Source organism: Terrabacter koreensis (assembly GCF_054783315.1).
Genome location: NZ_BAAGQU010000005.1, coordinates 812,599 through 834,400 on the forward strand (window position 1 = coordinate 812,599; position 21,802 = coordinate 834,400).

Consider the following 21,802-nt stretch of genomic DNA (forward strand, 5'->3'; position numbering starts at 1 on the left):
ATGACGACGCACGCCACCCCGCCGGTCCTGGGGATCCCCGGGGCCACCGCGGAGCTCTCGGCGCGCCTGCGGGACGGGCTCGCCCGGGTCGACGCGCTGTTGACCGAGGTCGTCGACCACGACGACCCGTTCATCGCTCGTGCCTCGGCGCACCTCGTCGAGGCGGGCGGCAAGCGGTTCCGGCCGCTGCTGACGCTGCTCGCCGCGGAGCTCGGCGACGGCATCACCGACGAGGTCGTGGCGGCCGCTGCCGGTGTCGAGCTCACGCACCTCGCCTCGCTCTACCACGACGATGTCATGGACGAGGCGACCGTGCGCCGCGGGGTGCCATCGGTCAACGCCGCCTACGACAACTCGACCGCGATCCTCGTGGGCGACCTGCTCTTCGGCAAGGCGTCCGAGCTCGTCGCCGGGCTCGGCGCCGAGGCGGTGCTCATCCAGGCACAGACGTTCGTGCGGCTCTGCTCCGGCCAGATCCGCGACGACCGCGCGTGCCCAGAGGGCGTGGACCCCGTCGACTACTACCTCGGCGTGCTGGCCGACAAGACCGGCGTGCTCATCGCGACCGCCGGGCGCTACGGCGTCATGTTCAGCGGCGGCTCGCCCGAGTCGGTCGAGATCATGCGCTCGTACGGCGAGAAGGTCGGCATCGCCTTCCAGCTCGCCGACGACCTCATCGACATCGCGTCCGACTCCGACGCGAGCGGCAAGGTGCCCGGCACCGACCTGCGTGAAGGCGTCGACACCCTCGCGGTGCTGCGCTTCCGCGCCATGGCCGACCCCGCCGACGCCACCGACGCGCGGCTGCTGGCGCTGCTCGACAGCGACCTGGCTGCCGACGACGCCGCCGTGGCCGAGGCGCTCGAGCTGCTGCGGGCGCACCCGGCGCTCGAGCGTGCCCGCGAGGAGACGTATGCCGTCGCCCGCGAGGCGCAGGCCCTGCTCGACCCGCTGCCCGACAGCGACGCCAAGGCGGCCCTGCAGGCCCTCGCCCTCAGCGTCGTCGACCGCGTCGGCTGAGCGCACCCACCCTCCCTCTTTGATCGAGAGAACGCTCCGTCACGCCCGAGGTGACGGAGCGTTCTCTCGATCGGACCTGCGCGGGGGTGCCGGTGTCGGAAAGTGGGCACTCGACTAGCTGACTCGGTCGAGTGCTCAGTTCCCGACGCGCCCGTCCCGTCGAGTGCTCAGTTTCTTGACGCCGTCCTCGCGTCGAGTGCCCAGTTCCCGACGGCGGCGAGGTCGAGGTCCACGTGAGACGGGGCATGCCAAGGGGCCGGTCGGGAGGTGACGCTCGGTAGGGTGCGGGAATGCCACGTCGCACCCCTCCGACGCGGACGGCCGCCAGCCTGTCCGCGGCGACCGCGGAGCTCTCGGCCCCCCTCGCCGTCGTCGACCTCGATGCGTTCGACGCCAACGCGCGCACGCTCGTGTCGCTGGCAGGGGGCCTGCCCATTCGCATCGCGACCAAGTCGCTGCGCTCACGTCCGCTCATCGAGCGAGCCCTCGGTCACGACGGCTTCGCCGGACTCATGTGCTACGCCGTGCGCGAGGCCCTGTGGTGGGCTCGTGACGGCCACACCGACCTCCTCGTCGCCTATCCCAGCGTCGACGTCCCGGCCCTGACCGAGCTCGCCGCCGATCCGGCTCTGAAGCGCGCCGTTCTCCTCATGATCGACAGCGTGGAGCACGTGGACTTCCTGGCTCGGGAGGTGGTCGGCCACGAGCGTCTGCGCGTGGCCGTCGACGTCGACGCGTCGCTGCGGGTCGGCTCGGCGCACATGGGTGTGCGTCGCTCGCCGACACGAAACGCCGACGAGGTCGAAGCCGTGATCCGCCGAGCGCAGGAACGCGGTCTCGAGGTCGCCGGCCTGATGTTCTACGACGCGCAGATCGCCGGGCTGCCCGACTCCTCGACGGTCGTCCGGCGGATGAAGAAGGTCTCGGCCAAGGAGCTCCTGGCGCGGCGCAGCGAGGTCGTGGCCGCAGCGAAGGCCCTGGCCGACCTCGAGGTCGTCAACGGCGGCGGCACCGGCAGCCTGCACGTCACCCACCACGACCCGTCGCTGACCGAGCTGGCCGCTGGCTCGGGCCTGTTCGCGCCGACCCTCTTCGACGGCTACGACGACCTCGACCTGCGCCCGGCGGCCTACTTCGCGGCACCGGTGGTGAGGCGTCCCGGCGAAGGGATCGTGACGGCATACGGCGGCGGCTACATCGCCTCGGGCCAGCCCGGCTGGTCCCGCGTGCCGAGCCCGTTGGCCGACCAGGACCTCTCCCTGGTGCGCCGGGAGGGCGCCGGAGAGGTGCAGACGCCGCTGACCGGGCCGGGTGCAGACCGGCTCTCACTGGGAGATCGGATATGGTTCCGGCACGCCAAGGCAGGGGAGCTGGCCGAGCGGTTCACGGAGTTCGCGCTCGTCAGCAGCGACGGAGGCGACCGGGTCGTCGGGCGAGCGGCGACCTACCGTGGTGAAGGGCAGTGTTTTGGCTGAGAGCATGAGCGTGGTGAAGAGCAGCGTCGTCCGCAGCATCGAGTGGACCAACTGGGCCGGCACCGAGACGTCGAGGCTCGCGCGGGTCGCGACGCCGCGCAGCGAGGCAGAGGTCGTCGACGAGGTGTCGCGGGCCCGGGCGAACGGCCTGCGGGTCAAGGCGATCGGCGCCGGGCACTCCTTCACCGGCGTCGGCGTCACCGATGGTGTGCAGCTGCGCCTCGGTGCCCTCACGGGTGTCACGTCCATCGACTCGACCCGCGGCGAGGCCACGGTCCGGGCCGGCACGCCCCTGCACGTGCTCAACGAGGAGCTCGCGGCCTTCGGCTATGCCCTGCCCAACCTGGGTGACATCGACCGGCAGAGCCTCGCCGGTGCGACCGCCACCGGCACGCACGGCACCGGCCTGCGCCTCACGGGGCTGTCGGCCGGCATCCGCGCGCTGAGGCTCGTGCTCGCCGACGGGTCGGTCGTCGACTGCTCGCCGACCCGTGAGCCCGAGCTCTTCCAGGCGGCGCGGCTCGGGCTGGGTGCCCTCGGCATCGTCACCGAGATCACCCTGGCCGTCGTGCCGGCGTTCCTGCTGCATGCGGTCGAGCGACCCGAGCCTCTCCTCGATGTCCTCGAGCACGCCGACGTCTCGGCGGAGGCCAACGACCACTTCGAGTTCTACTGGTTCCCGCACACCGACCGCACCCTGACGAAGCGCAACAACCGCGTGCCCGAGGGCACGCAGAAGCGGCCGCTGCCGGCCTGGCGCGAGAAGCTCGACGACGACCTGCTCAGCAACCGGTTCTTCGAGATGACCAACCGCGTCGCGACTCGCCTGCCGCGCTCGACGCGCGGCATCAACGGGATCGCGTCCCGAGTGCTCAGCGAGCGCCAGTTCACCGACAGCTCGCACAAGGTGTTCGTGACGGCCCGCGAGGTTCGCTTCATGGAGTCCGAGTGGGCGTTCCCGCGCGAGGCGCTGCGTGACGTGCTGCTCGAGCTGCGACGGTGGGTGGACGGGCACGACGAACAGATCTCGTTCCCCGTCGAGTGCCGGTTCGCCGCCGCCGACGACGTGTGGCTCTCGACGGCGCACGAGCGGCAGAGCTGCTACATCGCGATCCACAAGTACCACCGGCAGGCCAAGGGGGCCTACTTCGACGCGTTCGAGGCGATCGCGACCGAGCACGGCGGGCGGCCGCACTGGGGCAAGCTGCACACCCGCGACGCCGACTACCTGCGCTCGGTCTACCCGCGCTTCGACGACTTCGTCGCCGTGCGCGACCGCGTCGACCCCGGCCGGCTCTTCGGCAACCCCTACCTGGAGCGCGCGCTCGGCTCCTGACCCGCTCGCCGGAACGCCGGTGAGTCGCCGGCTCGGCCCTTGGCTCGGATCGCCGGCCGGGTCACGCGCGCGCCGAGCGCTGTCCCTCCCAGGCCCGGTGGAGTGCCGCACGGACGGCGTCGGGGTCGCCTGAGAGGTCGGCCTGCACCTTGGTGTGCGCCTCCCAACGGGGCGGGACCCCGAACGTCTCGGGGTGCGCCGTCACGACGCGTTCGCGCTCGGCGCCGCCGAGGCGGACGAGCAGGGTGCCCGGGGCATCCTCGCGTGCCACGAGCAGACCGTCGACGTACCAGGCCCGTCGCCCCTCGACCCTCCGCGCCCGGCAGCCGTCGAGGGCACCGAGGTACGCGTCGACGTCGTCCAAGGTCATCGCCCGAGCGTAGCCCGGGACCCCCAAGGCCTGGAGATCCGGCTCTGGGAGGCGAAGCGTCGCTTGGGGGCGCAGGTCACCAATGGGCCCGGCGCCTGGAACTTCAGCGACCTGCACACGGAGGAGCCCGCCGCCGCGCAGCCGTTCTATGCCGGCGTCTTCGGTTGGGAGTTCGCCGACAGCGGCTTCGCGACGATGATCCGTGTTCCGGGCTACGGCGACCACCTGGCCGCGACCGTCGATCCCGGCATCCACGCGCGACAGTCAGGCGTGGGCGTGCCGCCGGGCTTCGCCGACGCGATCGGTTGGCTGGTGCCGGTCGCGCCGGGCGATGACCCCGGCTGGAAGGTGACCTTCACCGTCGCCGACCGCGACGCCACCGCAGCGCGCGCGGTCGAGCTCGGTGCGACGCTGGTGCGCACCGACGAGAACGACTGGACCCGGACGGCGCTCGTCCGCGATCCGCAGGGCGCCCTTTTCACGGCGAGCCAGTTCTTGGGCTGAGCGGCCGTCACCGGGCCGGCCGCACGGCATCCGTGATCGGACCCTGGGTCAGGCGCCCTGCTCGGGGCGCGTCATCGAGAGCACGTCGAGGGCTTCGTCGAGCTGCTGCTCGGTGAGCCGGCCCGCCGCGACGTGGCCCTGGTCGATGACGACCTCACGGATGGTGCGGCGCTCCCTGACAGCCTGCTTCACCACGGCGGCGGCCGCCTCGTAGCCGATGTAGCGGTTGAGGGGGGTGACGATCGACGGGGATCCCTCGGCCAGGGCGCGCGCGTGGTCGACCTCGGCGGTGATGCCGTCGATGCAGCGGTCGGCGAGCAGCCGTGACGTCGCAGCGAGCAGCCCGATCGACTCGAGCACGTTCTTGGCCATGACCGGCAGCATGACGTTGAGCTCGAAGTTGCCGGCGGCGCCGGCGGTCGTGATGGTGACGTCGTTGCCGATGACCTGCGCGCATGCCATGAGGGTTGCCTCGGGCACGACGGGGTTGACCTTGCCCGGCATGATGCTCGAGCCGGGCTGAAGGTCGGGCAGGTGGATCTCGCCGAGACCGGTGCGCGGGCCGGAGCTCATCCAGCGCAGGTCGTTGCAGATCTTCGTGAGACTGACGGCGACGACCTTCAGCGCCCCGGACAGCTCGACGACGGCGTCCTGGGCAGACTGCGCCTCGAAGTGGTCCACGGCCTCGCGGAAGGGGAGGCCGGTGACCCCGGCGACGCGCTCGATCACCTTGCGGGCGAAGCCCGGTGCCGCGTTGAGCCCGGTGCCGGCGGCCGTGCCCCCGAGCGGGAGCTCGCTCGTGGCGTCGGCCGCTGTGCGCACCCGGCTCGCGCCGAGCTCGACCTGCCGCACGTAGCCGCCGAACTCCTGGCCGAGCGTCACCGGCACCGCGTCCATGAGGTGGGTGCGCCCCGCCTTGACCACGTCGGCGAACTCGCCGGCCTTGCGCCCGAGCGCCGTGGCGAGGTGCTCGAGGGCGGGCACGAGGTCGGAGACCGCCGCGGTCGTGGCCGCGATGCGCAGGGCGCTCGGGAAGGTGTCGTTGCTCGACTGACCGGCGTTGACGTGGTCGTTCGGATGGATCTCGAGGCCGCTCGAGAGGTGGGCGAGGCGGGCGACGACCTCGTTGACGTTCATGTTCGTCGACGTTCCCGAACCGGTCTGGAAGACGTCGACCGGGAACTCGTCGTCGTGGAGGCCCTCCGCGACCTCGCCCGCGGCGGAGGCGATGGCGTCGGCGCGGTCGCGGTCGAGCACGCCGAGCTCGGCGTTCACCTCCGCTGCCGCCGCCTTGAGCTGGGCGAGGGCGTGGACGACGCCGGGCGGCACCGGTTGTCCGCTGATCGGGAAGTTCTCGACGGCCCGTGCCGTCTGGGCGCCCCAGAGCGCCTGGGCGGGCACCTGCACCTCGCCCATCGAGTCGTGCTCGGTCCGGAAGCCTGTCGCTGCGGCGTCGCTCATGCCCCCATCATGCGCGTCACTGTTGCCCGGGATGCAACAGTGACGCAGTGTTCCCCGGCGAGTGGGGCGAGCCTCGGGTCAGCGCGCTCCGGACGTCGAGGCGAGGTCGTCGTCCTCGCGGTGGCTCGTGCCGGGGCAGCCCTCGGATCCCGCGCAGGACCAGCCCGCCTGCACCGATCGCGTATGCCGTCGGGCGGGCACGGCGCCCCGAGCCACCTCCGGTGCCAGTGCCGGAATGCCGTCATGAGTCCTGTCGAGGGCGCCCTCGAGGCCGCCCTCGTGAGCCCCGACAGCCGCCTCCTCCGCGGGCACGGGCTCAGCGGGCACGGGCTCGGACGGCTCAGCCTCCGGGTTGCGGATGAGCAGCCACGAGACGGCGCCGCCCGCGACGAGCAGCACCGCACAGAGCAGCATGGCCGCGCGATAGGCCGACGAGAAGGCCTCAGGGTCGGCGTAGTCGGTGCCACTCAGCCCGACCGCCGCGGGCAGCGCGGCCACGGCCAGCAGGCTCCCGGCTCGCGCGACGGCGTTGTTGACGCCACTGGCGACCCCGGCATACCGGTCGGGGGCGGCAGCGAGCACGGTGGCCGTGAGGGGCGCGACGAGGAGCACCAGGCCCAGGCCGAAGACGGTGATGCCGGGCAGCACGCCCAGCCAGTACGTCGACCCGGGACCGACGCCGGCCAGCAGGACCGTGCCGACGCCGCACACGACCGGTCCGAGGGTCATCGGCAGCCGCGGCCCGATGCGAGAGGCGAGTTCGCCGCCCTTCGAGGCGAGGAAGAGCATGAGCACGGTGACGGGAAACGACGCCATCCCGGCCAGCATCGGCCCGTAGCCGAGCACCGTCTGGAGCTGGAGGGTGAGGAAGAAGAAGACTGCCCCCAGGGCGGCATACACCAGCAGGGTCATCGCGTTGGCGGCGCTGAACTGGCGCGAGGCGAAGAGCGCGGGCTGCACCATCGGGTGGGGCGTGCGCCGCTCGACGACGACGAAGGCGACCCCGATCGCGAGCCCGAGCGCGAGCACCCCCACGGTCGGCCCGGCCCCGAGGGCCTCGTGCTGGATGAGCGCGAAGGTCGTGACACCGAGCGCGAGGGTGGCGAGGGTCGCGCCGGGCACGTCGAAGTGGTGGTCGGCCCGCTCGTCGCGGCTCTCTGGCACGTGCAGCTGGGCGATCCAGATCGTCGCCGCGCCGAGGGGCACGTTGACGAGGAAGGCCCACCGCCAGCTCGCGTACTGCACCAGCCAGCCGCCGACGAACGGCCCTGCGGCTGAGGCGATCCCGCCGAGGCCGGACCACGCGCCGATCGCCTTGCCGCGGTCGCCGGGCCGGAACGACGACTGGATGAGCGAGAGGCTGCCCGGCGTGAGCAGGGCACCGCCCACGCCCTGGAGCACGCGCGCGACGACGAGCTGCCCCGGTGACTGCGCCAGGCCGCACGCCGCCGAGGCGAGGGTGAACCAGGCGACGCCGATGACGAAGACGCGCCGGCGGCCGAAGCGGTCGCCGAGCGCGCCCCCGAGCAGGATGAGCGAGGCGAGGGCCAACAGGTAGCCGTTGGTGATCCACTGCAGGTCGCTCATGCCGGCACGGAGCTCCTCGCCGATGCGCACGAGTGCCACGTTGACGACCGTGCCGTCGAGCAGGGCCATCCCCGACCCGAGCACCGCGGCCGCGATGACGGACCGTCCGGCGCGGGAGTCGAGGGCGAGGTCGCTCACCCCAGCAGTGTGTCACCCGCGCGGGGCGCCGCGCCCGCTGCGGCTCCGCTCAGCGCGGGCAGTCGTCGACCGGCAGGTCGCGACGGGCGGCCCGGGCTCCCCGCAGGCTCACCATCGAGTCGACCGTGAGCACCAGGAGGGCGAGCCAGACGATGCCGAAGCCGATCCAGCGCTCCCGCGGCATGTGCTCGTCGAGCAGCAGCACCGCGCACAGCAGCTGCATGACCGGGGTGAAGAACTGGATGAGGCCGATGGTGACGAGCGGGATGCGTCGGGCGGCCGCGGCGAAGCACAGCAGCGGCACGGCGGTGACGACACCCGAGAGCACGAGCAAGGCGGTGTGGGTCGCGCCGTGGTGACCGAACTCGAGGCCGCGCTGCGCCGACACCACGAAGAGCAGCACGACGGCCACCGGTGCCAGCACGACCGTCTCGACGGTGAGCCCGTGCACGGCGTCGAGGCTGACCCCCACCTTCTTCTTCGTGAGGCTGTAGAGGGCGAAGGAGCAGGCGAGCGTGAGCGCGACCCACGGCACGCGTCCGCCGACGATGCCGAGGAAGGCGGCCGCGACGCAGCCGATGCCGACGGCGACCCACTGCAGCCACCGAAGCCGCTCGCCGAGGACGACCACCCCGAGCGCGACGGTGACGAGCGGGTTGAGGAAGTAGCCGAGCGCCGCCTCCGACGTGTTGCCCGACGTCACCGCCCCGACGTAGACCACCCAGTTCACGGCGATGAGGACGGCCGCGACCGCGGTGCCCGCGAGCAGCCGCGGTCGGCGCAGCAGCGGTCGCACCCAGCCGAGGTCGCGCCCGACGAGCAGCACGGCGACGCAGAAGAGCAGCGTCCAGAGGATCCGGTGGGCGAGGATCTCCCAGGCGCCCGCAGGCTTGAGCGCGTCGAAGTAGAGCGGGAAGAGCCCCCACATGCCGTATGCCGCGAAGCCGAGCAGGGTGCCGCGCCTCACCTCGGCGTGGGGCGCGGACGAGACCGCCGCCGTGTCGCTGACCGTGTCGCCGACCGTGTCGCCGACCGTGTCGGTGCGCGCGGAGGCGAGCCCGGTGCCGCGAGTCGTGTCGCGTCCGGCGGGGGTCACGAACCCGCCGGCGTGCCGACCGTCCAGGTGTCGCGTCCGGCGAGCAGGGCGTCGATGTCGGCGTCGGTGATCTCGTTGGTGCGGGCGGAGGAGATCTGCTCGCGCAGCGCGTCGTCGTAGGTCGGGCGCTGGACGTTGCGGAAGACGCCCATCGGCACGTGGCCGAGGTCTGGGCTGTCGAGACGGGAGAGCGCGAACGCCGCCGACGGGTCCTGCGCCGACGCGTCGTGCCGCACGATGCGAGCAGGGTCGGCGTCGGCACGTGGCACGACGGCCAGTGACCCGCTGTCGTCACGCACCACGACGTTGTCGCCCGCCGAGACCTCCTCGCCGTCGGTGAGGTGCAGGATGCGGGCGGCTGCCTCGGTGCGGTCCTTGAGGACGTCGAAGACGCCGTCGTTGAAGATCGGGCAGTTCTGGTAGATCTCCACGAGCGCCGAACCACGGTGCTCGGCCGCGGCGCGCAGCACCGACGTGAGGTGCTGCCGGTCGGAGTCCATGGTGCGGGCGACGAAGCTGGCCTCGGCCCCGAGCGCGAGCGACACCGGGTTGAACGGCGTGTCGAGCGAGCCGAGCGGGGTCGACTTCGTGACCTGGCCGACGTGCGAGGTCGGGGAGTACTGGCCCTTGGTCAGACCGTAGATCTCGTTGTTGAAGAGCAGGATCTTGAGGTTGACGTTGCGGCGCAGCGCGTGGATGAGGTGGTTGCCGCCGATCGACAGCGCGTCGCCGTCACCGGTGACGACCCACACGGAGAGGTCCTCACGCGTCGCGGCGAGGCCGGTCGCGATGGCCGGGGCCCGACCGTGGATCGAGTGCATGCCGTACGTGTCGAGGTAGTACGGGAAGCGCGAGCTGCACCCGATGCCCGAGACGAAGACGATGTTCTCGCGCTTGAGGCCGAGCTCGGGCAGGAAGCCCTGCACGGCGGCGAGGATCGCGTAGTCGCCGCAGCCCGGGCACCAGCGCACCTCCTGGTCGGACGTGAAGTCCTTCTTCGTCAGGGCGGTGCCGTCGGCAAGGCGCGGGACACCGGTCGTGCCGGTGGCACCGGGCGAGCTGAGCGGCATACCGAGGTCGACGGGCAGGTCGGTGGTCACTGGGCGGTCTCCTTCAGGTGCGCGTCGCCGAGCGAGGCGACGGCGGTCGCGATGACGTCGGCGAGCTCGCCCGCCTGGAAGGGCAGGCCGCGGACCGACGTGTGCGACTCGATGTCGACGAGGTACCTCGCGCGGAGCAGCAGGGCGAGCTGGCCGAGGTTCATCTCGGGCACGATGACGCGCTCGTAGCGGCGCAGCACCTCGCCGGTGTTGGCGGGGAACGGGTTGAGGTGGCGCAGGTGCGCCTGTGCGACCCGGGCGCCGGCGTTGCGGGCGAGTCGCACCGCGGCCGAGATCGGCCCGAAGGTCGAGCCCCACCCGAGCACGAGCACGTCGGCGTCGCCGGCGGGGTCGTCGACCTCGAGCGGCGCGATCGTGTCGGCGATGCCGTCGATCTTGGCCTGGCGCAGCCGCGTCATGTGGTCGTGGTTGTCGGGGTCGTAGGAGATGTTGCCGGTGATGTCGGCCTTCTCGATGCCCCCGACGCGGTGCTCGAGGCCGGGCGTGCCGGGGATGGCCCAGGGCCTCGCCAGCGTCTCGGGGTCGCGCAGGTAGGGGTGGAAGACGGGCTCACCCTTGTCGTCGGTCGCGTTCGGCTCGGTCGCGAACTCGACCGAGATGTCAGGCAGCTCGGCCGTGCGCGGCAGCCGCCACGGCTCGGAGCCGTTGGCGAGGTAGCCGTCGGAGAGCACGATGACGGGCGTGCGGTAGGTCGTCGCGATGCGGACCGCCTCGACGGCGATGTCGAAGCAGTCGGCCGGCGTCGACGGTGCGACGACGGCGACCGGCGACTCGCCGTTGCGGCCGAAGAGCGCCTGGAGCAGGTCGGCCTGCTCGGTCTTCGTCGGCAGGCCCGTCGAGGGTCCGCCCCGCTGGATGTCGCACACGATGAGCGGCAGCTCGAGTGAGACTGCGAGGCCGATCGTCTCTGCCTTGAGGGCGAGGCCGGGGCCGGACGTCGTCGTGACGCCGAGCGCGCCGCCGAAGCTCGCGCCGAGGGCCGCGCCGACACCGGCGATCTCGTCCTCGGCCTGCATCGTCGCCACGCCGTAGCGCTTGAGCCCCGCGAGCGTGTGCAGGATGTCGGAGGCGGGCGTGATCGGGTAGCTGCCGAGGAAGAGCGGCAGGTGCGCGCGGTGCGCCGCGGCCACGAGGCCGAGCGACAGCGCGACGTTGCCCGTGACGTTGCGGTAGGTGCCCGCCGCCATCGAGGCCGGTGCCACCTCGTAGGAGACGGCGAAGTCCTCGGTGGTCTCGCCGTAGTTGAAGCCGGCCCGCAGCGCCGCGAGGTTGGCCTCGAGGATGACGGGCTTGTCGGCGAACTTCGCCTTGAGGAAGGCCTCCGTGCCGTCCATGGGCCGCGTGTAGAGCCACGACAGCAGGCCCAGCGCGAACATGTTCTTCGCGCGCTCCTTCTCCTTGCGGGTCAGGTCGGTGAACGACGCGAGCGCCTCGACGGCGATCGACGTCAGCGCCACCGGGTGCACGTGGTAGCTCTCGAGCGAGCCGTCGTCGACGGGGCTCTCGGCGTAGCCGACCTTGGAGAGGTTGCGCTTGGTGAACTCGTCGGTGTTGACGATGATCGTCGCGCCGCGCGGCAGGTCGCGCAGGTTCGCCTTGAGAGCGGCCGGGTTCATCGCGACGAGCACGTCGGGGGCATCGCCCGGTGTCAGGACGTTGTGGTCGGCGAAGTGCAGCTGGAAGCTCGACACGCCCGGCAGGGTGCCCTGGGGCGCCCGGATCTCGGCGGGGAAGTTCGGCAGCGTCGACAGGTCGTTGCCCAGCAGGGCGGTCTGCGACGTGAAGCGGTCGCCGGTCAGCTGCATGCCGTCGCCGGAGTCGCCGGCGAATCGGATGACCACGCGATCGAGCTTCTGGACCAGTTTGGTGCTCATGCTCTGAGACGTCCTCGAACTTCCGTACGATTTGCGGGCCCGTTGCCCTTTGCGGCGGGCAATTTCCATGCTAGTTCGTGCCTTGTTCAACTTTGCGCAGTTGCCATCACGTGGACATCACGTGGACATCACGGAGTCTCGACACGCGGCCGGCTCCTCACTGGCCGGGGGAGCGTGCCGCGACCACACGGCATACCGGGACCGCGCATGGATAGGCTGGCCGACATGTCCGGGTACCTTGCCGTCGCAGCGGTGCTGGGCGCAGGCGTCCTGCTCGTCACGGCCGCGATGGTCGCCCGGCGCCTGCTGGCACCGCGCGCGCCGCACGCGGCCAAGCTGACGACCTACGAGTCGGGCGTCGACCCGGTCGGCGAGGGCTGGGCCCAGACGAAGGTCCGCTACTTCGTCTTCTCCTTCCTCTACGTCGTCTTCGCCGTCGACGCCGTCTACCTCTTCCCGTGGGCGACGGTGATCCGCGACGCCGACCTCGGCCGCGCCAGCCTCGTCGAGATGGCGATCTTCATCGGGGTCATCGTGCTCGGGCTGGCCCACGCCGCCCGCCGCGGACTGCTGAGGTGGGTGTGATGGCGAGCGAGCCCAACGCGAACGAGTCGGGCCAGCCCGGCCAGCCCGGCCGTCCGGTCGACCTGCCGATGCCGACCGTCGGTCCGGCGTCGATGGGCGTGCTCGGCGGCCACGCCCCGAAGCCGGTCAAGGTCGTGCTCAACTGGGGCCGGCGCTACTCCCTCTGGGTCTTCAACTTCGGGCTCGCCTGCTGCGCCATCGAGTTCATCGCCGCCTCGATGGGGCGCCACGACTTCATCCGCCTCGGCGTCATCCCCTTCGCGCCCGGTCCGCGGCAGGCCGACCTGATGGTCGTGTCGGGCACCGTCACCGACAAGATGGCGCCCGCGATCCGGCGCCTCTACGACCAGATGCCCGAGCCGAAGTACGTCATCTCGTTCGGCGCCTGCTCCAACTCCGGCGGCCCCTACTGGGACTCCTACTCGGTGACGAAGGGCGTCGACCAGATCGTTCCCGTCGACGTCTACGTGCCCGGCTGCCCGCCGCGCCCCGAGGCGCTGCTGCACGGCATCATCCGCCTCCAGGAGCAGATCGCGAACGAGCGCCTGTCGGCGCAGAAGCTCAAGGGCAGGTATGCCGGCACGCGGGTCGGGAGCGCCGGCGACGTGCGCCGGCCCCTGCTGCAGCGCGGTGCCGTGTCCGGCGGCGGTGACCGATGAGGGTGACCGACGTGCGTGACGTGCCGTTCGGGGAGTGGTCGAGCACGGTGCTCGCGCTCCGCGAGGAGGGCTACGCGTACTTCGACTGGCTGACCGCCGTCGACGAGACCGACCGCGAGGGTGGGGGCGGCGACTCGGCCGACGAGCGCGACGCGGCGGGCTTCGACGTCGTCTGCCACCTGGTCGACACGCGCGAGCCGGGCCGGGTCCCGTCGGTGCTCGTGCGCACCCGCGCGCCCGAGGGCGTACCGGTGCCGTCGCTGACGCCGATCTTCCGCGGCGCTGCGTGGCACGAGCGCGAGACCCACGAGATGTTCGGCATCGACTTCGATGGCTTCGACGACGGCACCGGCCTCGGCCTGCGACCGCTCCTGCTGCCCGAGGGTTTCGAGGGCACGCCGCTGCGCAAGTCGTTCGTGCTCGCCGCCCGCGCATCCAAGGCCTGGCCCGGCGCGAAGGAGCCGGGCGAGGGCCACGAGTCCGCCCGGGCTCCGGGCCGGCGCCGCGTGCAGGCCCCGGGCGTGCCCGGCCCCGAGTGGGGTCCGCGATGAACCTCGTCCTCGCCCCGTGGTTCGAGGTGGTGCTGCGGGCGCTCGCCGTGCTCGTCGCCTTCCTCGTGCTGCCCCTGCTCGTCGGCCAGACCGAGCACAAGGTGATGGCGCACATGCAGGGCCGCCTCGGGCCGATGTATGCCGGCGGCTTCCACGGCTGGGCCCAGCTCGTCGCCGACGGGGTGAAGTTCGTCCAGAAGGAGGACATCACCCCGGCCCGAGCCGACCGCCAGGTCTTCCGGCTCGCGCCCTTCGTGGCCCTCATCCCGTACCTCGTCGCGCTCGCCGTCATCCCGCTGTCGCCGAAGGTCGTCGGGGCCACGGTCGACGCGAGCGTCGTGCTCGTGCTGGCGGTCATCGGTGTCGGCATCATCGGCACGCTCATGGCGGGGTGGGCCTCGGCCAACAAGTACTCCCTCCTCGGCGCGATGCGCGCGGCCGCCCAGCTCGTGTCGTACGAGCTGCCGATGGTCCTGGCCGTTGCGTCGGTGGCGCTCGCGGCCGGCACCCTCTCGCTCGTCGGCATCGGCAACGCGTGGAACCCGTGGTGGCTGCTGTGGCAGCTCCCGGGGGCCGTGGTCTTCCTCGTCTCGGCGCTCGCCGAGCTGCAGCGGCCGCCGTTCGACATGCCGCTCGCCGACTCCGAGATCGTCTTCGGCGCCTTCACCGAGTACACCGGGCTGCGGTTCGCCTTCTTCCTGCTCGCCGAGTACGCCGGCATCGTCGTCATGTCGCTGCTCTTCGCCGTGCTCTTCCTCGGTGGGTGGCACGGCCCGTTCGAGCCGTGGGTCGGCTGGGTGTGGACCCTGCTCAAGGGCTTCCTCGTGGCGGTCGTCGTCATCTGGCTGCGCGTCTCGTGGCCGCGCATGCGCGAGGACCAGCTCCAGCGTCTCGCCTGGGTGTGGCTCGTCCCGATGGCGCTGTTCCAGCTCGCCATCACCGCCGTCGGCGTGGTGGTGTTCCCCCGATGAGCACGAGGACGGTGAACCGACGTGGGTGACGGCATCCTGCCCGGACTGGTCAAGGGACTGGGCACGACGGCTCGGTCGCTGACCCGGCGCACGCACACGGCGGAGTACCCCGACGTCGCGCCCGCGCTGCCGCCTCGGTCGCGTGGCGTCATCGCGCTCACCGAGGAGAACTGCACCTCGTGCATGCTCTGTGCCCGTGAGTGCCCCGACTGGTGCATCTACATCGACTCGCACAAGGAGGAGCTGCCGCCGACGACCCCGGGTGGCCGTGCCCGTCAGCGCAACGTGCTCGACCGCTTCGCCATCGACTTCTCGCTGTGCATGTACTGCGGCATCTGCATCGAGGCCTGCCCGTTCGACGCCCTGCACTGGAGCCCCGAGTTCGAGTACGCCGAGACCGACATCCGCGACCTGCTGCACGAGAAGGACCGGCTCGGCGCGTGGATGGCCACCGTGCCCCCGCCGCCGGCCCTCGACCCCGGCAGCGTCGACCCGGCCGAGGTGACCGCCGCAGCCAAGCCACCTCGCGGAGCCGCCGGTGCGGGTCCGCGCGCCGGCAGCGCCCCGCGTGCGGGAGCGGGTGCCCCCGGCCGTACGCGTGGCGACGGTCCCGCTGCCCGCCCGACCCGGGTGCGCCCCGAGAGTCCCGCCGGCTCCGACCGGGCCGCCGGCTCCGACCGGGCCGCCGGCTCGGACCAGGCTGCCGGGTCCGGCCAAGGCGCCTCCGCTGCCGCACCCGAACGTCCGGCCGCAGACAGGGCCGTCGACGCGACGAAGCCCATGCCCGCGCTCGGCGACACGGGAAGCCCTGCAGCAGAGGGCGACTCGACGCAGGTGCTCCCCGCGGTGACGCCCGACGAGGAGGGCCGCGAGTGACGACCCGCGACATCGTCTTCGTCGCCGTCGGCGTCGTGACCGCTCTCTCGGCGCTGCTCTCGGTGACGACGAAGCACGTGGTGCACGCGGCGCTGTGGCTGCTCGTCTCCCTCGGCTCGCTGGCGGGTGCCTACCTGGTTCTCGGCCAGGAGCTCGTCGGCCTCGTCCAGCTGCTCGTCTACGTCGGCGCGATCGTCGTGCTCGTGCTCTTCGCGCTGATGCTCACCCGGGCGCCCATCGGACCGCACGCAGAGATCGACACGCCGTGGTGGCAGCGAGCGGCGGGTGCCGTGCTCGGTGCGGCGACCACGGCGCTGCTCGCCTCCTTGCTGCTGCCGCTGCTCTCGGGTGCCACCGTCGACCTCGACGCCCCGGTGGCGACGACGCCGCGCATCGCCCAGGCGGTCTTCGGCACGTGGGTCTGGCCGTTCGAGCTGCTGTCGGTGCTGCTGCTCGTCGCGCTGGTCGGCGCCTTCGCCGTGTCGCGGCTCGTCCTGCACCGGGAGGACCCGGCCGCCGACGGTGCCGTCCGCCGGGCCGAAGGTGTGCGCCCGGTCGATGGTGTGCGCCGGTGATCCACCTCGCGCTCCCGGGTGCCCTCGTGGCCCTGCTCGCGGGCATCGGCGTCTACGGCGTGCTCGCCCGCCGCAATGCCGTGCTCGTGCTCATCGGCGTCGAGCTGATCCTCAACGCCGCGAACCTGCTCCTGGTGACGGCCGGTTCACGGCCGGGGGCGCCGTTCTCCGCCGGACCGGTGCTGACGCTCTTCGTCATCACCATCGCGGCCGCCGAGATCACCGTCGCTCTGGCAATCATCCTCGTGCTGTTCCGCCGGGCGGGTCACATCGACCTGACGGCCGTGCCGGACCTCACCGACGACCCCGGCGACCTCGACGACCTCGACGACGAGGTCGAGAGCTGGGGGACCCCGGACGGCGCCGACGACGGCACCGACGAGGCCGACGACGCAGACGGCACGGCGGAGCCGACGGCCGCCCGGTCGGGGGAGGGGGCCGCGTGAGCTGGATCGTGCGGATGATCGTCGTGCTGCCGGCGCTCGCCGGCCTGCTCGGGCTGGTGATGCACCGCCGGCGCCTGGTGGCGGCCGCGGTCGCGGTCTCGGTGTCGGCGTACGTCATGGTGCTCGGGCTGATCCAGTGGGTCGCGCCGGCGCGTGCCGCCGACATCGACAGCCTCGGCAGCCTGCCCCTCGGCGGTGGCCTCGCGGTGCCGCTGCACCTGCTGTCCGACCGGGTCTCGGGCCTGGTCTCCTTCGTCGTGGCCCTCGTCGTGCTCGCGATCCAGGTCTTCACCGTCTGGTACCTGCGCGACGACCCGCGCTACGGCCGGTTCGCCGCGACCGTCTCGCTCTTCGCCGCCGGCATGCTGCTCCTCGTCCAGGCGGGCGACCTCGTGCTCATGCTCGTCGGTTGGGAGATCATGGGCTGGTGCTCGTGGCTGCTCATCGGCCACGACAGCGAGCGGCCCGCGGCACGACGTGCCGCCTACAAGGCCTTCCTCGTCACGCGTGTCGCCGACATCGGCATGGTGGTCGGGCTCGTCGCGCTCGCAGTTCGGGCGGGCAGCACCGACCTCATGGCGGTGCTCACCGCGTCCGGGCACGACACGGCGCTGACCGTCGGCCTCGTCGGCGTGCTGGTCGGGGTGGCCGGCAAGTCGGGTCTCGTCCCGTTCCACGACTGGCTGCCCGACGCCATGGAGGGCCCCACCCCCGCGTCGGCGCTGATCCACGCCGCCACGATGGTCGCGGCCGGCACCTACATCGTCGCCAGGCTCTTCACCCTCTACGCCGAGCACGACGGCGCTCGCCTGCTGCTGGCGGTGCTCGCGGCCCTGACGATGGTGTATGCCGCTGTGCTCGCCCTCGTGCAGACCGACCTCAAGCGGATGCTGGCCTACTCGACGCTGAGCCAGATCGCGATCATGCTGTCGGCGCTGGCTGCTGCCCCGGCCGAGCTCGGTCCCGGCGCCGGGCTCTCGCACCTCCTCGGCCACGCCTTCTTCAAGGCCCTCCTCTTCCTCGCCGCCGGGTGGTTGTCGGTGCTCGGTGGCGCCACGGCGCTCGCGGCACTGCGTGGCCGGCTGCGGCCGACGGGTGCGCTCCGGTGGGCGACCGGCATCGGTCTGGCGTCGCTGGCAGGCGTCCCTCCGCTCGTCGGGTTCTTCTCCAAGGACACCGTCATCGACGCCGCACTCGAAGGCACTGGCGCGGGGTCGGTGGTCGTGACGATCGCCCTCCTCCTCACGGTGGCCCTCACCGCGGCGTACTGCACGCGGGCCTGGCTGCTCCTCGACACCCCGCTCGCGGTCGACCCGCCGACCGGCACGGCAGCCGGCCCGGCAGCCGGTGCAGCCGACCCGGCACCCGGCTCGGCCGCCGCTTCGCCCGCCGCTTCGCCCGTCGCGCAGCCCGACCCCGTCGTCCCCGCGGAGCAGGTCGCGGTCGTCACGGTCGCCGACAGCGCCGATGACGCCGAGGTCGAGCGCGTCCACGCGCACGGCCACGCGCCGATCACCCTCTCGGCCGCCCTCGTCGTCTCGGTGCTGGCCGTCCTCACGGTCGTCGCGACCCTGTTCCTCGCGAGCCTGCGCGGCGGCGTGCACGTCGGCGTGCTCACGGCCCTGGTCTCGTTGCTGCTCGTCGCGGGAGCCGCCGCAGCGGTGTGGGTCGCCGGCGACCGCGGCCGCTCCGATGTCGCCGACCGCGTGCCCGGGCCCCTGCGCGACCGGGCCGTGCGCGGCTTCGGTGCCGACACGGCATACGTCGGCATCGGGCGGGCCGTGACCGCGCTCGCCCGGCTCGTCGTGACGCTCGACCGCGACGTCGTCGACGCCTACCCGCGAGCCACCGCCGTCGTCGCGCGCGCCGCCGGCCGCGTGGGGGAGCGCAGCCACCGGGCCGTTCCGTCGCTCTCGCTGCTGGGGCTTCTCGGCGGCGTCGTCGTCATCGCGATCCTGGGGGTGACCGCATGGCGCTGACGCTCATGCTCCTGCTGCCGCTGCTCGGGGCGATCGCCCTCATCGCCATCCCCGGTGAGACGCGGGTCGAGCGCGCCATCGCGCTCGGCGCCACGGTCGTGACCGCCGTCCTCGCCGTCGTCGTCGTGTGGGGACGCCACGAGGTCGACGTGCCGTGGATCCGCGCCCTCGGCGTGCGCTGGCACTTCGGCGTCGACGGCATCTCCGCAGCGCTCGTGCTGATGACCGCGCTGCTCACCGTGGCGGTCGTCGCTCACGCACTGTCGGGACCGATCCCGAAGGGCGGCACCGGCTCGACGTTCCTCGGTTGCATCCTGCTCGTCGAGACCGGCGCTCTCGCAACGTTCCTGGCCCGCGACGCGATCCTCTTCTTCGTCGCCTTCGAGGTCGTCCTCGTGCCGATGTGGGTGCTCGTGCGACGGTTCGGCGACGACCACGTGCGCGACGAGACGCGCGCCGACGCGGCCGGCCGCTTCGTGCTCTTCACCGTGCTCGGCTCGACGCTCATGCTCGTCGGCATCCTGCTGCTCGTGCACCACCAGGGCACGAGCGACCTCACCGTGCTCGCCGACCGGCACGGCGCCGGGTTGTCGCGGTCGCTGCAGGTCGCCATCGCGAGCGTGCTGCTGCTCGGTCTCGGCATCAAGGTGCCGCTGTGGCCGCTGCACACCTGGCTGCCGTCCGCGCACACCATCGCCCCGACGGCGGGCTCGGTGCTGCTCGCCGCCGTGCTGCTCAAGATGGGCACCTACGGCATCGTGCGGCTCGCGGTCGCCACCGTGCCCGTCGGCGTCGCCGAGCTGAGCCCCCTGCTGGCGCTGCTCGGCGTCGTCGGCATCCTCTGGGGAGGGCTCGCGTGCCTCGTCGAGCGCGACCTCAAGCGCCTCATCGCCTACAGCTCGGTCGCACACATGGGGTTCGTCGCGCTGGCCATCGCCTCGGGCAGCGAGACCGGCCTGCAGGCCGCCCTCTTCGGCAACATCGCCCACGGCGTCGTCGCGGCGCTGCTCTTCTTCGTCGTCGGTGACCTCAAGGAGCAGTGGGGCTCCGCCGACCTCCGGGTGGCGCGGGCGGCCCTGCGCGACAAGGCGCCTCGTTTCGGGCTGGCGCTCGTCGTCGGACTGGCAGCGGCCCTCGGCCTTCCGGGGCTGGTCAGCTTCTGGGGTGAGTTCCTCGCCCTGTATGCCGCCTGGTCGCCCGCGCCCGGGCGTCCTGTGGCGCTGATGCGGGTCTGTGTCGTGCTGGGCGCCGTCGGGCTCGCGCTCGCGGCGGCCTACTCCCTGCGCGTGGCGCGCATCGTCTGGGCCGGCGAGGGGAGCGACCGTGCCGACGGGGCTGCCGGCGAGCCGGTCGGTGACGCGCACGGCGCCCGGTGGGCCGTCGTGCTGACGCTCGTCGTCGTCATCGTCGGGCTCGGGGTGCTGCCGCACCTGCTGCTGGGCCTCTCCGACAGTGCCACCTCGGGTCTGCTCGCCGGGCTGGGGGTGGCGCCGTGAAGGGCCTGACCATCGACTACGCCACCCTGCTGCCCGCGCTGCTCCCCGTCGCGGGTCTGGTGCTGGTGCTCGTGGCCGACCTGTTCTCCCCGCGAGGACGCCGGCTGCCTTGGGGCATCGCGGCGCTCGCGACGGCCGGCTCGGCCGTCGCCACGGTGCCCGGGCTGGCTATGGGTGGCGGGTCGACCCGCGAGACGTTCTGCCTGACGCCCGTCGCAGCGGCCGGCGGCAGGGGCACGCTTCCGACCGTCGAGGGACTGCCGCAGGTGTGCCTCTGGCAGGCCGACGCCCTCGGCTCGACCCTGCAGCTCGCGGCCGCGGTCTCGGCGCTCGTGTGCATCGCCCTCGCCTGGCCGCGTGCCCGGCGCCGGCGCCCCGACGGTGGCACGCGCGAGCCGGTCGAGGCGGTGCTGCTCCTCGCGGCCCTCGCCGGCACGGTCGTCGTCGCGGCCAGCCGCGACGTCGGCACCTGGCTCGTCGCGCTCGAGCTGGCCACCCTGCCGGTCATCGCCCTCGTCGCCCTGTCCGGACGGAGGTCGGCCGCCGCCGGGGCGACCCAGCTGCTCGTGACCTCGCTCGTCTCCTTTGCGCTGCTCGTGCTCGGTGTCGCGCTGTGGTTCGCCGCCACCGGAAGCCCGTTCCTCACCCCCGACGCCGCCCTGTCGTCCGCGGGGGCCTTCTCCGCAGCCGGTGCGCCGACGAACGTCGTCCTCCCGTCGGTGTCCTCGGGTCTCGTGGCCCTCGCGACGGTGCTCGTCATGGCCGGCGTCGGCTTCAAGCTCTCGCTGGTGCCGTTCCACGCGTGGACGCCGACGGCATACGCCGGCTCGTCGGTGCCGGTCGCGACGTTCCTCGCGACGGTCTCGAAGGTGGCCGCGCTCGCGGCGCTCCTCGTCGTGCTCCGCGCCGTCGCGGTCCTCGGCACACCGGCGCTGCTCGCGATCGCCGTCCTCGCCGCCCTGAGCATGACGCTCGGCAACGTCATGGCGCTGCGGCAGGACGACGTCGTGCGCCTGCTCGCCTGGTCCACCGTCGCGCAGGCCGGCTGGGTCGTGCTCCCGCTCGTGAGCATCTCGGCGCTGGGAGTCGGGGCCAGCGCGACCTACCTGCTCACCTACGTCGTCGCCACCCTCGTCGCCTTCGCGGTCGTCGCGGTGACGCTGCGCGACCGGGGCACCGACGGTCGCACGCTCGCCGCCTACGAGGGGCTCTGGCAGCGCAGCCCGTGGCGGGGCGGTGCGCTCGTGCTCGCGCTGACCTCGCTCGCCGGCCTGCCACCGGGCGTCATCGGCCTCGTCGGCAAGGTCACCGCGCTGCGGCCGGTGCTCGCCGAGGGCTGGGTGTGGCTCGCCGTCATCGCGGCCGTCAACGCCGTCATCGGGGTCGCCGTCTACCTGCGCTGGCTGCGGGCCGTCATCACCGAGCGTGAGGCGTCCGCGGCAGGGGAGGCCGACGGCGCGAGTCACCGGGCCGGACGCACGGTCGCAGCCGCGCGCCGTCCGGTCGTCGTGGCCGGACTCGCCCTGTCCGCAACGGTCCTCGTCGTCGTCAGCGTCCAGCCCGACCTGCTCCTGCGCCTGCTGGGTTGAGCGTCTCGGCTGAGCGCTCGGCTGAGCGCTCGGGCAGGCTGACCGGGTGCGGGCACGGCGAAGGGGCCGCCCGCTTCTGGACGGCCCCTTCGT

At 72.7% G+C, this 21,802-nt stretch carries 20 protein-coding genes; 14 read left to right on the forward strand and 6 right to left on the reverse strand.

Features of this window, described 5'->3' with window-relative positions; genetic code table 11:
• The 3 genes from ACYVNR_RS16060 (at position 1) to ACYVNR_RS16070 (ending at position 3,831) form a co-directional block, all read left to right on the forward strand.
• Positions 1 to 1,020: a polyprenyl synthetase family protein gene (locus ACYVNR_RS16060; RefSeq protein ID WP_045186979.1), complete on the forward strand. Its 1,020-nt coding sequence runs from the start codon at positions 1 to 3 to the stop codon at positions 1,018 to 1,020.
• Between the two features lie 290 nt (positions 1,021 to 1,310).
• Positions 1,311 to 2,495 (forward strand): alanine racemase, encoded by a 1,185-nt coding sequence (locus ACYVNR_RS16065; protein WP_461049297.1) that lies wholly within the window; start codon positions 1,311 to 1,313, stop codon positions 2,493 to 2,495.
• 4 nt (positions 2,496 to 2,499) lie between these two features.
• Complete coding sequence (locus ACYVNR_RS16070) at positions 2,500 to 3,831, forward strand: D-arabinono-1,4-lactone oxidase (RefSeq protein WP_461049299.1); 1,332 nt, start codon at positions 2,500 to 2,502, stop codon at positions 3,829 to 3,831.
• 61 nt (positions 3,832 to 3,892) lie between these two features.
• On the opposite strand, the gene ACYVNR_RS16075 is transcribed toward ACYVNR_RS16070, so the two are convergent.
• Positions 3,893 to 4,201 (reverse strand): hypothetical protein, encoded by a 309-nt coding sequence (locus tag ACYVNR_RS16075; protein WP_461049301.1) that lies wholly within the window; start codon positions 4,199 to 4,201, stop codon positions 3,893 to 3,895.
• A gap of 63 nt (positions 4,202 to 4,264) precedes the next feature.
• Between ACYVNR_RS16075 and ACYVNR_RS16080 the strand changes: the two genes are divergently transcribed.
• Entirely contained in the window at positions 4,265 to 4,705 is a 441-nt protein-coding gene (locus ACYVNR_RS16080; protein ID WP_461049303.1) for a VOC family protein, read from the forward strand.
• A gap of 48 nt (positions 4,706 to 4,753) precedes the next feature.
• On the opposite strand, the gene ACYVNR_RS16085 is transcribed toward ACYVNR_RS16080, so the two are convergent.
• The 5 genes from ACYVNR_RS16085 to ACYVNR_RS16105 form a co-directional block, all read right to left on the reverse strand.
• Complete coding sequence (locus ACYVNR_RS16085) at positions 4,754 to 6,166, reverse strand: class II fumarate hydratase (protein ID WP_461049305.1); 1,413 nt, start codon at positions 6,164 to 6,166, stop codon at positions 4,754 to 4,756.
• Between the two features lie 78 nt (positions 6,167 to 6,244).
• A complete protein-coding gene (locus tag ACYVNR_RS16090) occupies positions 6,245 to 7,891 on the reverse strand; it encodes an MFS transporter (RefSeq protein WP_461049307.1) in 1,647 nt (548 codons plus the stop codon).
• A 49-nt stretch (positions 7,892 to 7,940) separates the two neighbouring features.
• Positions 7,941 to 8,858 carry an EamA family transporter RarD gene (rarD, locus tag ACYVNR_RS16095; protein WP_461049400.1) on the reverse strand — a complete coding sequence of 306 codons (918 nt, stop codon included), beginning with the start codon at positions 8,856 to 8,858 and terminating at the stop codon, positions 7,941 to 7,943.
• A gap of 125 nt (positions 8,859 to 8,983) precedes the next feature.
• Positions 8,984 to 10,075, reverse strand: coding sequence for a 2-oxoacid:ferredoxin oxidoreductase subunit beta (locus ACYVNR_RS16100; RefSeq protein ID WP_461049402.1), 1,092 nt, complete (start codon positions 10,073 to 10,075; stop codon positions 8,984 to 8,986).
• 8 nt (positions 10,076 to 10,083) lie between these two features.
• The gene (locus ACYVNR_RS16105; protein WP_045186960.1) at positions 10,084 to 11,982 is read right to left on the reverse strand and encodes a 2-oxoacid:acceptor oxidoreductase subunit alpha; all 1,899 of its coding nucleotides are present in this window, start codon (positions 11,980 to 11,982) and stop codon (positions 10,084 to 10,086) included.
• A 225-nt stretch (positions 11,983 to 12,207) separates the two neighbouring features.
• Here ACYVNR_RS16105 and ACYVNR_RS16110 point away from each other — a divergent pair, with 225 nt between their 5' ends.
• From ACYVNR_RS16110 to ACYVNR_RS16155, 10 genes are read left to right on the forward strand one after another with little or no spacing between them, the layout of a single operon-like run.
• The gene (locus ACYVNR_RS16110; RefSeq protein WP_045186959.1) at positions 12,208 to 12,567 is read left to right on the forward strand and encodes an NADH-quinone oxidoreductase subunit A; all 360 of its coding nucleotides are present in this window, start codon (positions 12,208 to 12,210) and stop codon (positions 12,565 to 12,567) included.
• On the forward strand, positions 12,567 to 13,226 hold the full coding sequence (locus tag ACYVNR_RS16115; protein ID WP_045186958.1) for an NADH-quinone oxidoreductase subunit B: 660 nt from the start codon (positions 12,567 to 12,569) through the stop codon (positions 13,224 to 13,226). The genes ACYVNR_RS16110 and ACYVNR_RS16115 overlap by 1 nt, the downstream gene beginning before the upstream one ends.
• On the forward strand, positions 13,223 to 13,777 hold the full coding sequence (locus ACYVNR_RS16120) for an NADH-quinone oxidoreductase subunit C (RefSeq protein WP_461049310.1): 555 nt from the start codon (positions 13,223 to 13,225) through the stop codon (positions 13,775 to 13,777). The genes ACYVNR_RS16115 and ACYVNR_RS16120 overlap by 4 nt, the downstream gene beginning before the upstream one ends.
• On the forward strand, positions 13,774 to 14,748 hold the full coding sequence (gene nuoH / locus ACYVNR_RS16125; protein ID WP_461049312.1) for an NADH-quinone oxidoreductase subunit NuoH: 975 nt from the start codon (positions 13,774 to 13,776) through the stop codon (positions 14,746 to 14,748). The genes ACYVNR_RS16120 and nuoH overlap by 4 nt, the downstream gene beginning before the upstream one ends.
• A gap of 21 nt (positions 14,749 to 14,769) precedes the next feature.
• Positions 14,770 to 15,624, forward strand: a complete 855-nt coding sequence (locus ACYVNR_RS16130; RefSeq protein ID WP_461049314.1) for a NuoI/complex I 23 kDa subunit family protein — start codon at positions 14,770 to 14,772, stop codon at positions 15,622 to 15,624.
• Positions 15,621 to 16,199, forward strand: coding sequence for an NADH-quinone oxidoreductase subunit J family protein (locus ACYVNR_RS16135; RefSeq protein ID WP_461049316.1), 579 nt, complete (start codon positions 15,621 to 15,623; stop codon positions 16,197 to 16,199). The genes ACYVNR_RS16130 and ACYVNR_RS16135 overlap by 4 nt, the downstream gene beginning before the upstream one ends.
• On the forward strand, positions 16,196 to 16,645 hold the full coding sequence (gene nuoK / locus ACYVNR_RS16140) for an NADH-quinone oxidoreductase subunit NuoK (RefSeq protein ID WP_461049318.1): 450 nt from the start codon (positions 16,196 to 16,198) through the stop codon (positions 16,643 to 16,645). Before ACYVNR_RS16135 ends, nuoK begins: the two co-directional genes overlap by 4 nt.
• On the forward strand, positions 16,642 to 18,624 hold the full coding sequence (locus tag ACYVNR_RS16145; RefSeq protein ID WP_461049321.1) for an NADH-quinone oxidoreductase subunit 5 family protein: 1,983 nt from the start codon (positions 16,642 to 16,644) through the stop codon (positions 18,622 to 18,624). Before nuoK ends, ACYVNR_RS16145 begins: the two co-directional genes overlap by 4 nt.
• Positions 18,615 to 20,120 (forward strand): complex I subunit 4 family protein, encoded by a 1,506-nt coding sequence (locus ACYVNR_RS16150; RefSeq protein WP_458801452.1) that lies wholly within the window; start codon positions 18,615 to 18,617, stop codon positions 20,118 to 20,120. The genes ACYVNR_RS16145 and ACYVNR_RS16150 overlap by 10 nt, the downstream gene beginning before the upstream one ends.
• The gene (locus tag ACYVNR_RS16155; RefSeq protein ID WP_461049323.1) at positions 20,117 to 21,709 is read left to right on the forward strand and encodes an NADH-quinone oxidoreductase subunit N; all 1,593 of its coding nucleotides are present in this window, start codon (positions 20,117 to 20,119) and stop codon (positions 21,707 to 21,709) included. Before ACYVNR_RS16150 ends, ACYVNR_RS16155 begins: the two co-directional genes overlap by 4 nt.
• The last annotated feature ends 93 nt before the right edge of the window (positions 21,710 to 21,802 follow it).

Coding starts and splice junctions, on each gene's coding strand:
- ACYVNR_RS16120 (WP_461049310.1), top strand. CDS start 13,223: ATGAGGGTGACCGACGTGCGTGACGTGCCGTTCGGGGAGTGGTCGAGC.
- ACYVNR_RS16085 (WP_461049305.1), bottom strand. CDS start 6,166: ATGAGCGACGCCGCAGCGACAGGCTTCCGGACCGAGCACGACTCGATG.
- nuoH (WP_461049312.1), top strand. CDS start 13,774: ATGAACCTCGTCCTCGCCCCGTGGTTCGAGGTGGTGCTGCGGGCGCTC.
- ACYVNR_RS16075 (WP_461049301.1), bottom strand. CDS start 4,201: ATGACCTTGGACGACGTCGACGCGTACCTCGGTGCCCTCGACGGCTGC.
- ACYVNR_RS16115 (WP_045186958.1), top strand. CDS start 12,567: ATGGCGAGCGAGCCCAACGCGAACGAGTCGGGCCAGCCCGGCCAGCCC.
- ACYVNR_RS16065 (WP_461049297.1), top strand. CDS start 1,311: ATGCCACGTCGCACCCCTCCGACGCGGACGGCCGCCAGCCTGTCCGCG.
- ACYVNR_RS16110 (WP_045186959.1), top strand. CDS start 12,208: ATGTCCGGGTACCTTGCCGTCGCAGCGGTGCTGGGCGCAGGCGTCCTG.
- ACYVNR_RS16105 (WP_045186960.1), bottom strand. CDS start 11,982: ATGAGCACCAAACTGGTCCAGAAGCTCGATCGCGTGGTCATCCGATTC.
- ACYVNR_RS16060 (WP_045186979.1), top strand. CDS start 1: ATGACGACGCACGCCACCCCGCCGGTCCTGGGGATCCCCGGGGCCACC.
- ACYVNR_RS16150 (WP_458801452.1), top strand. CDS start 18,615: ATGGCGCTGACGCTCATGCTCCTGCTGCCGCTGCTCGGGGCGATCGCC.
- ACYVNR_RS16070 (WP_461049299.1), top strand. CDS start 2,500: ATGAGCGTGGTGAAGAGCAGCGTCGTCCGCAGCATCGAGTGGACCAAC.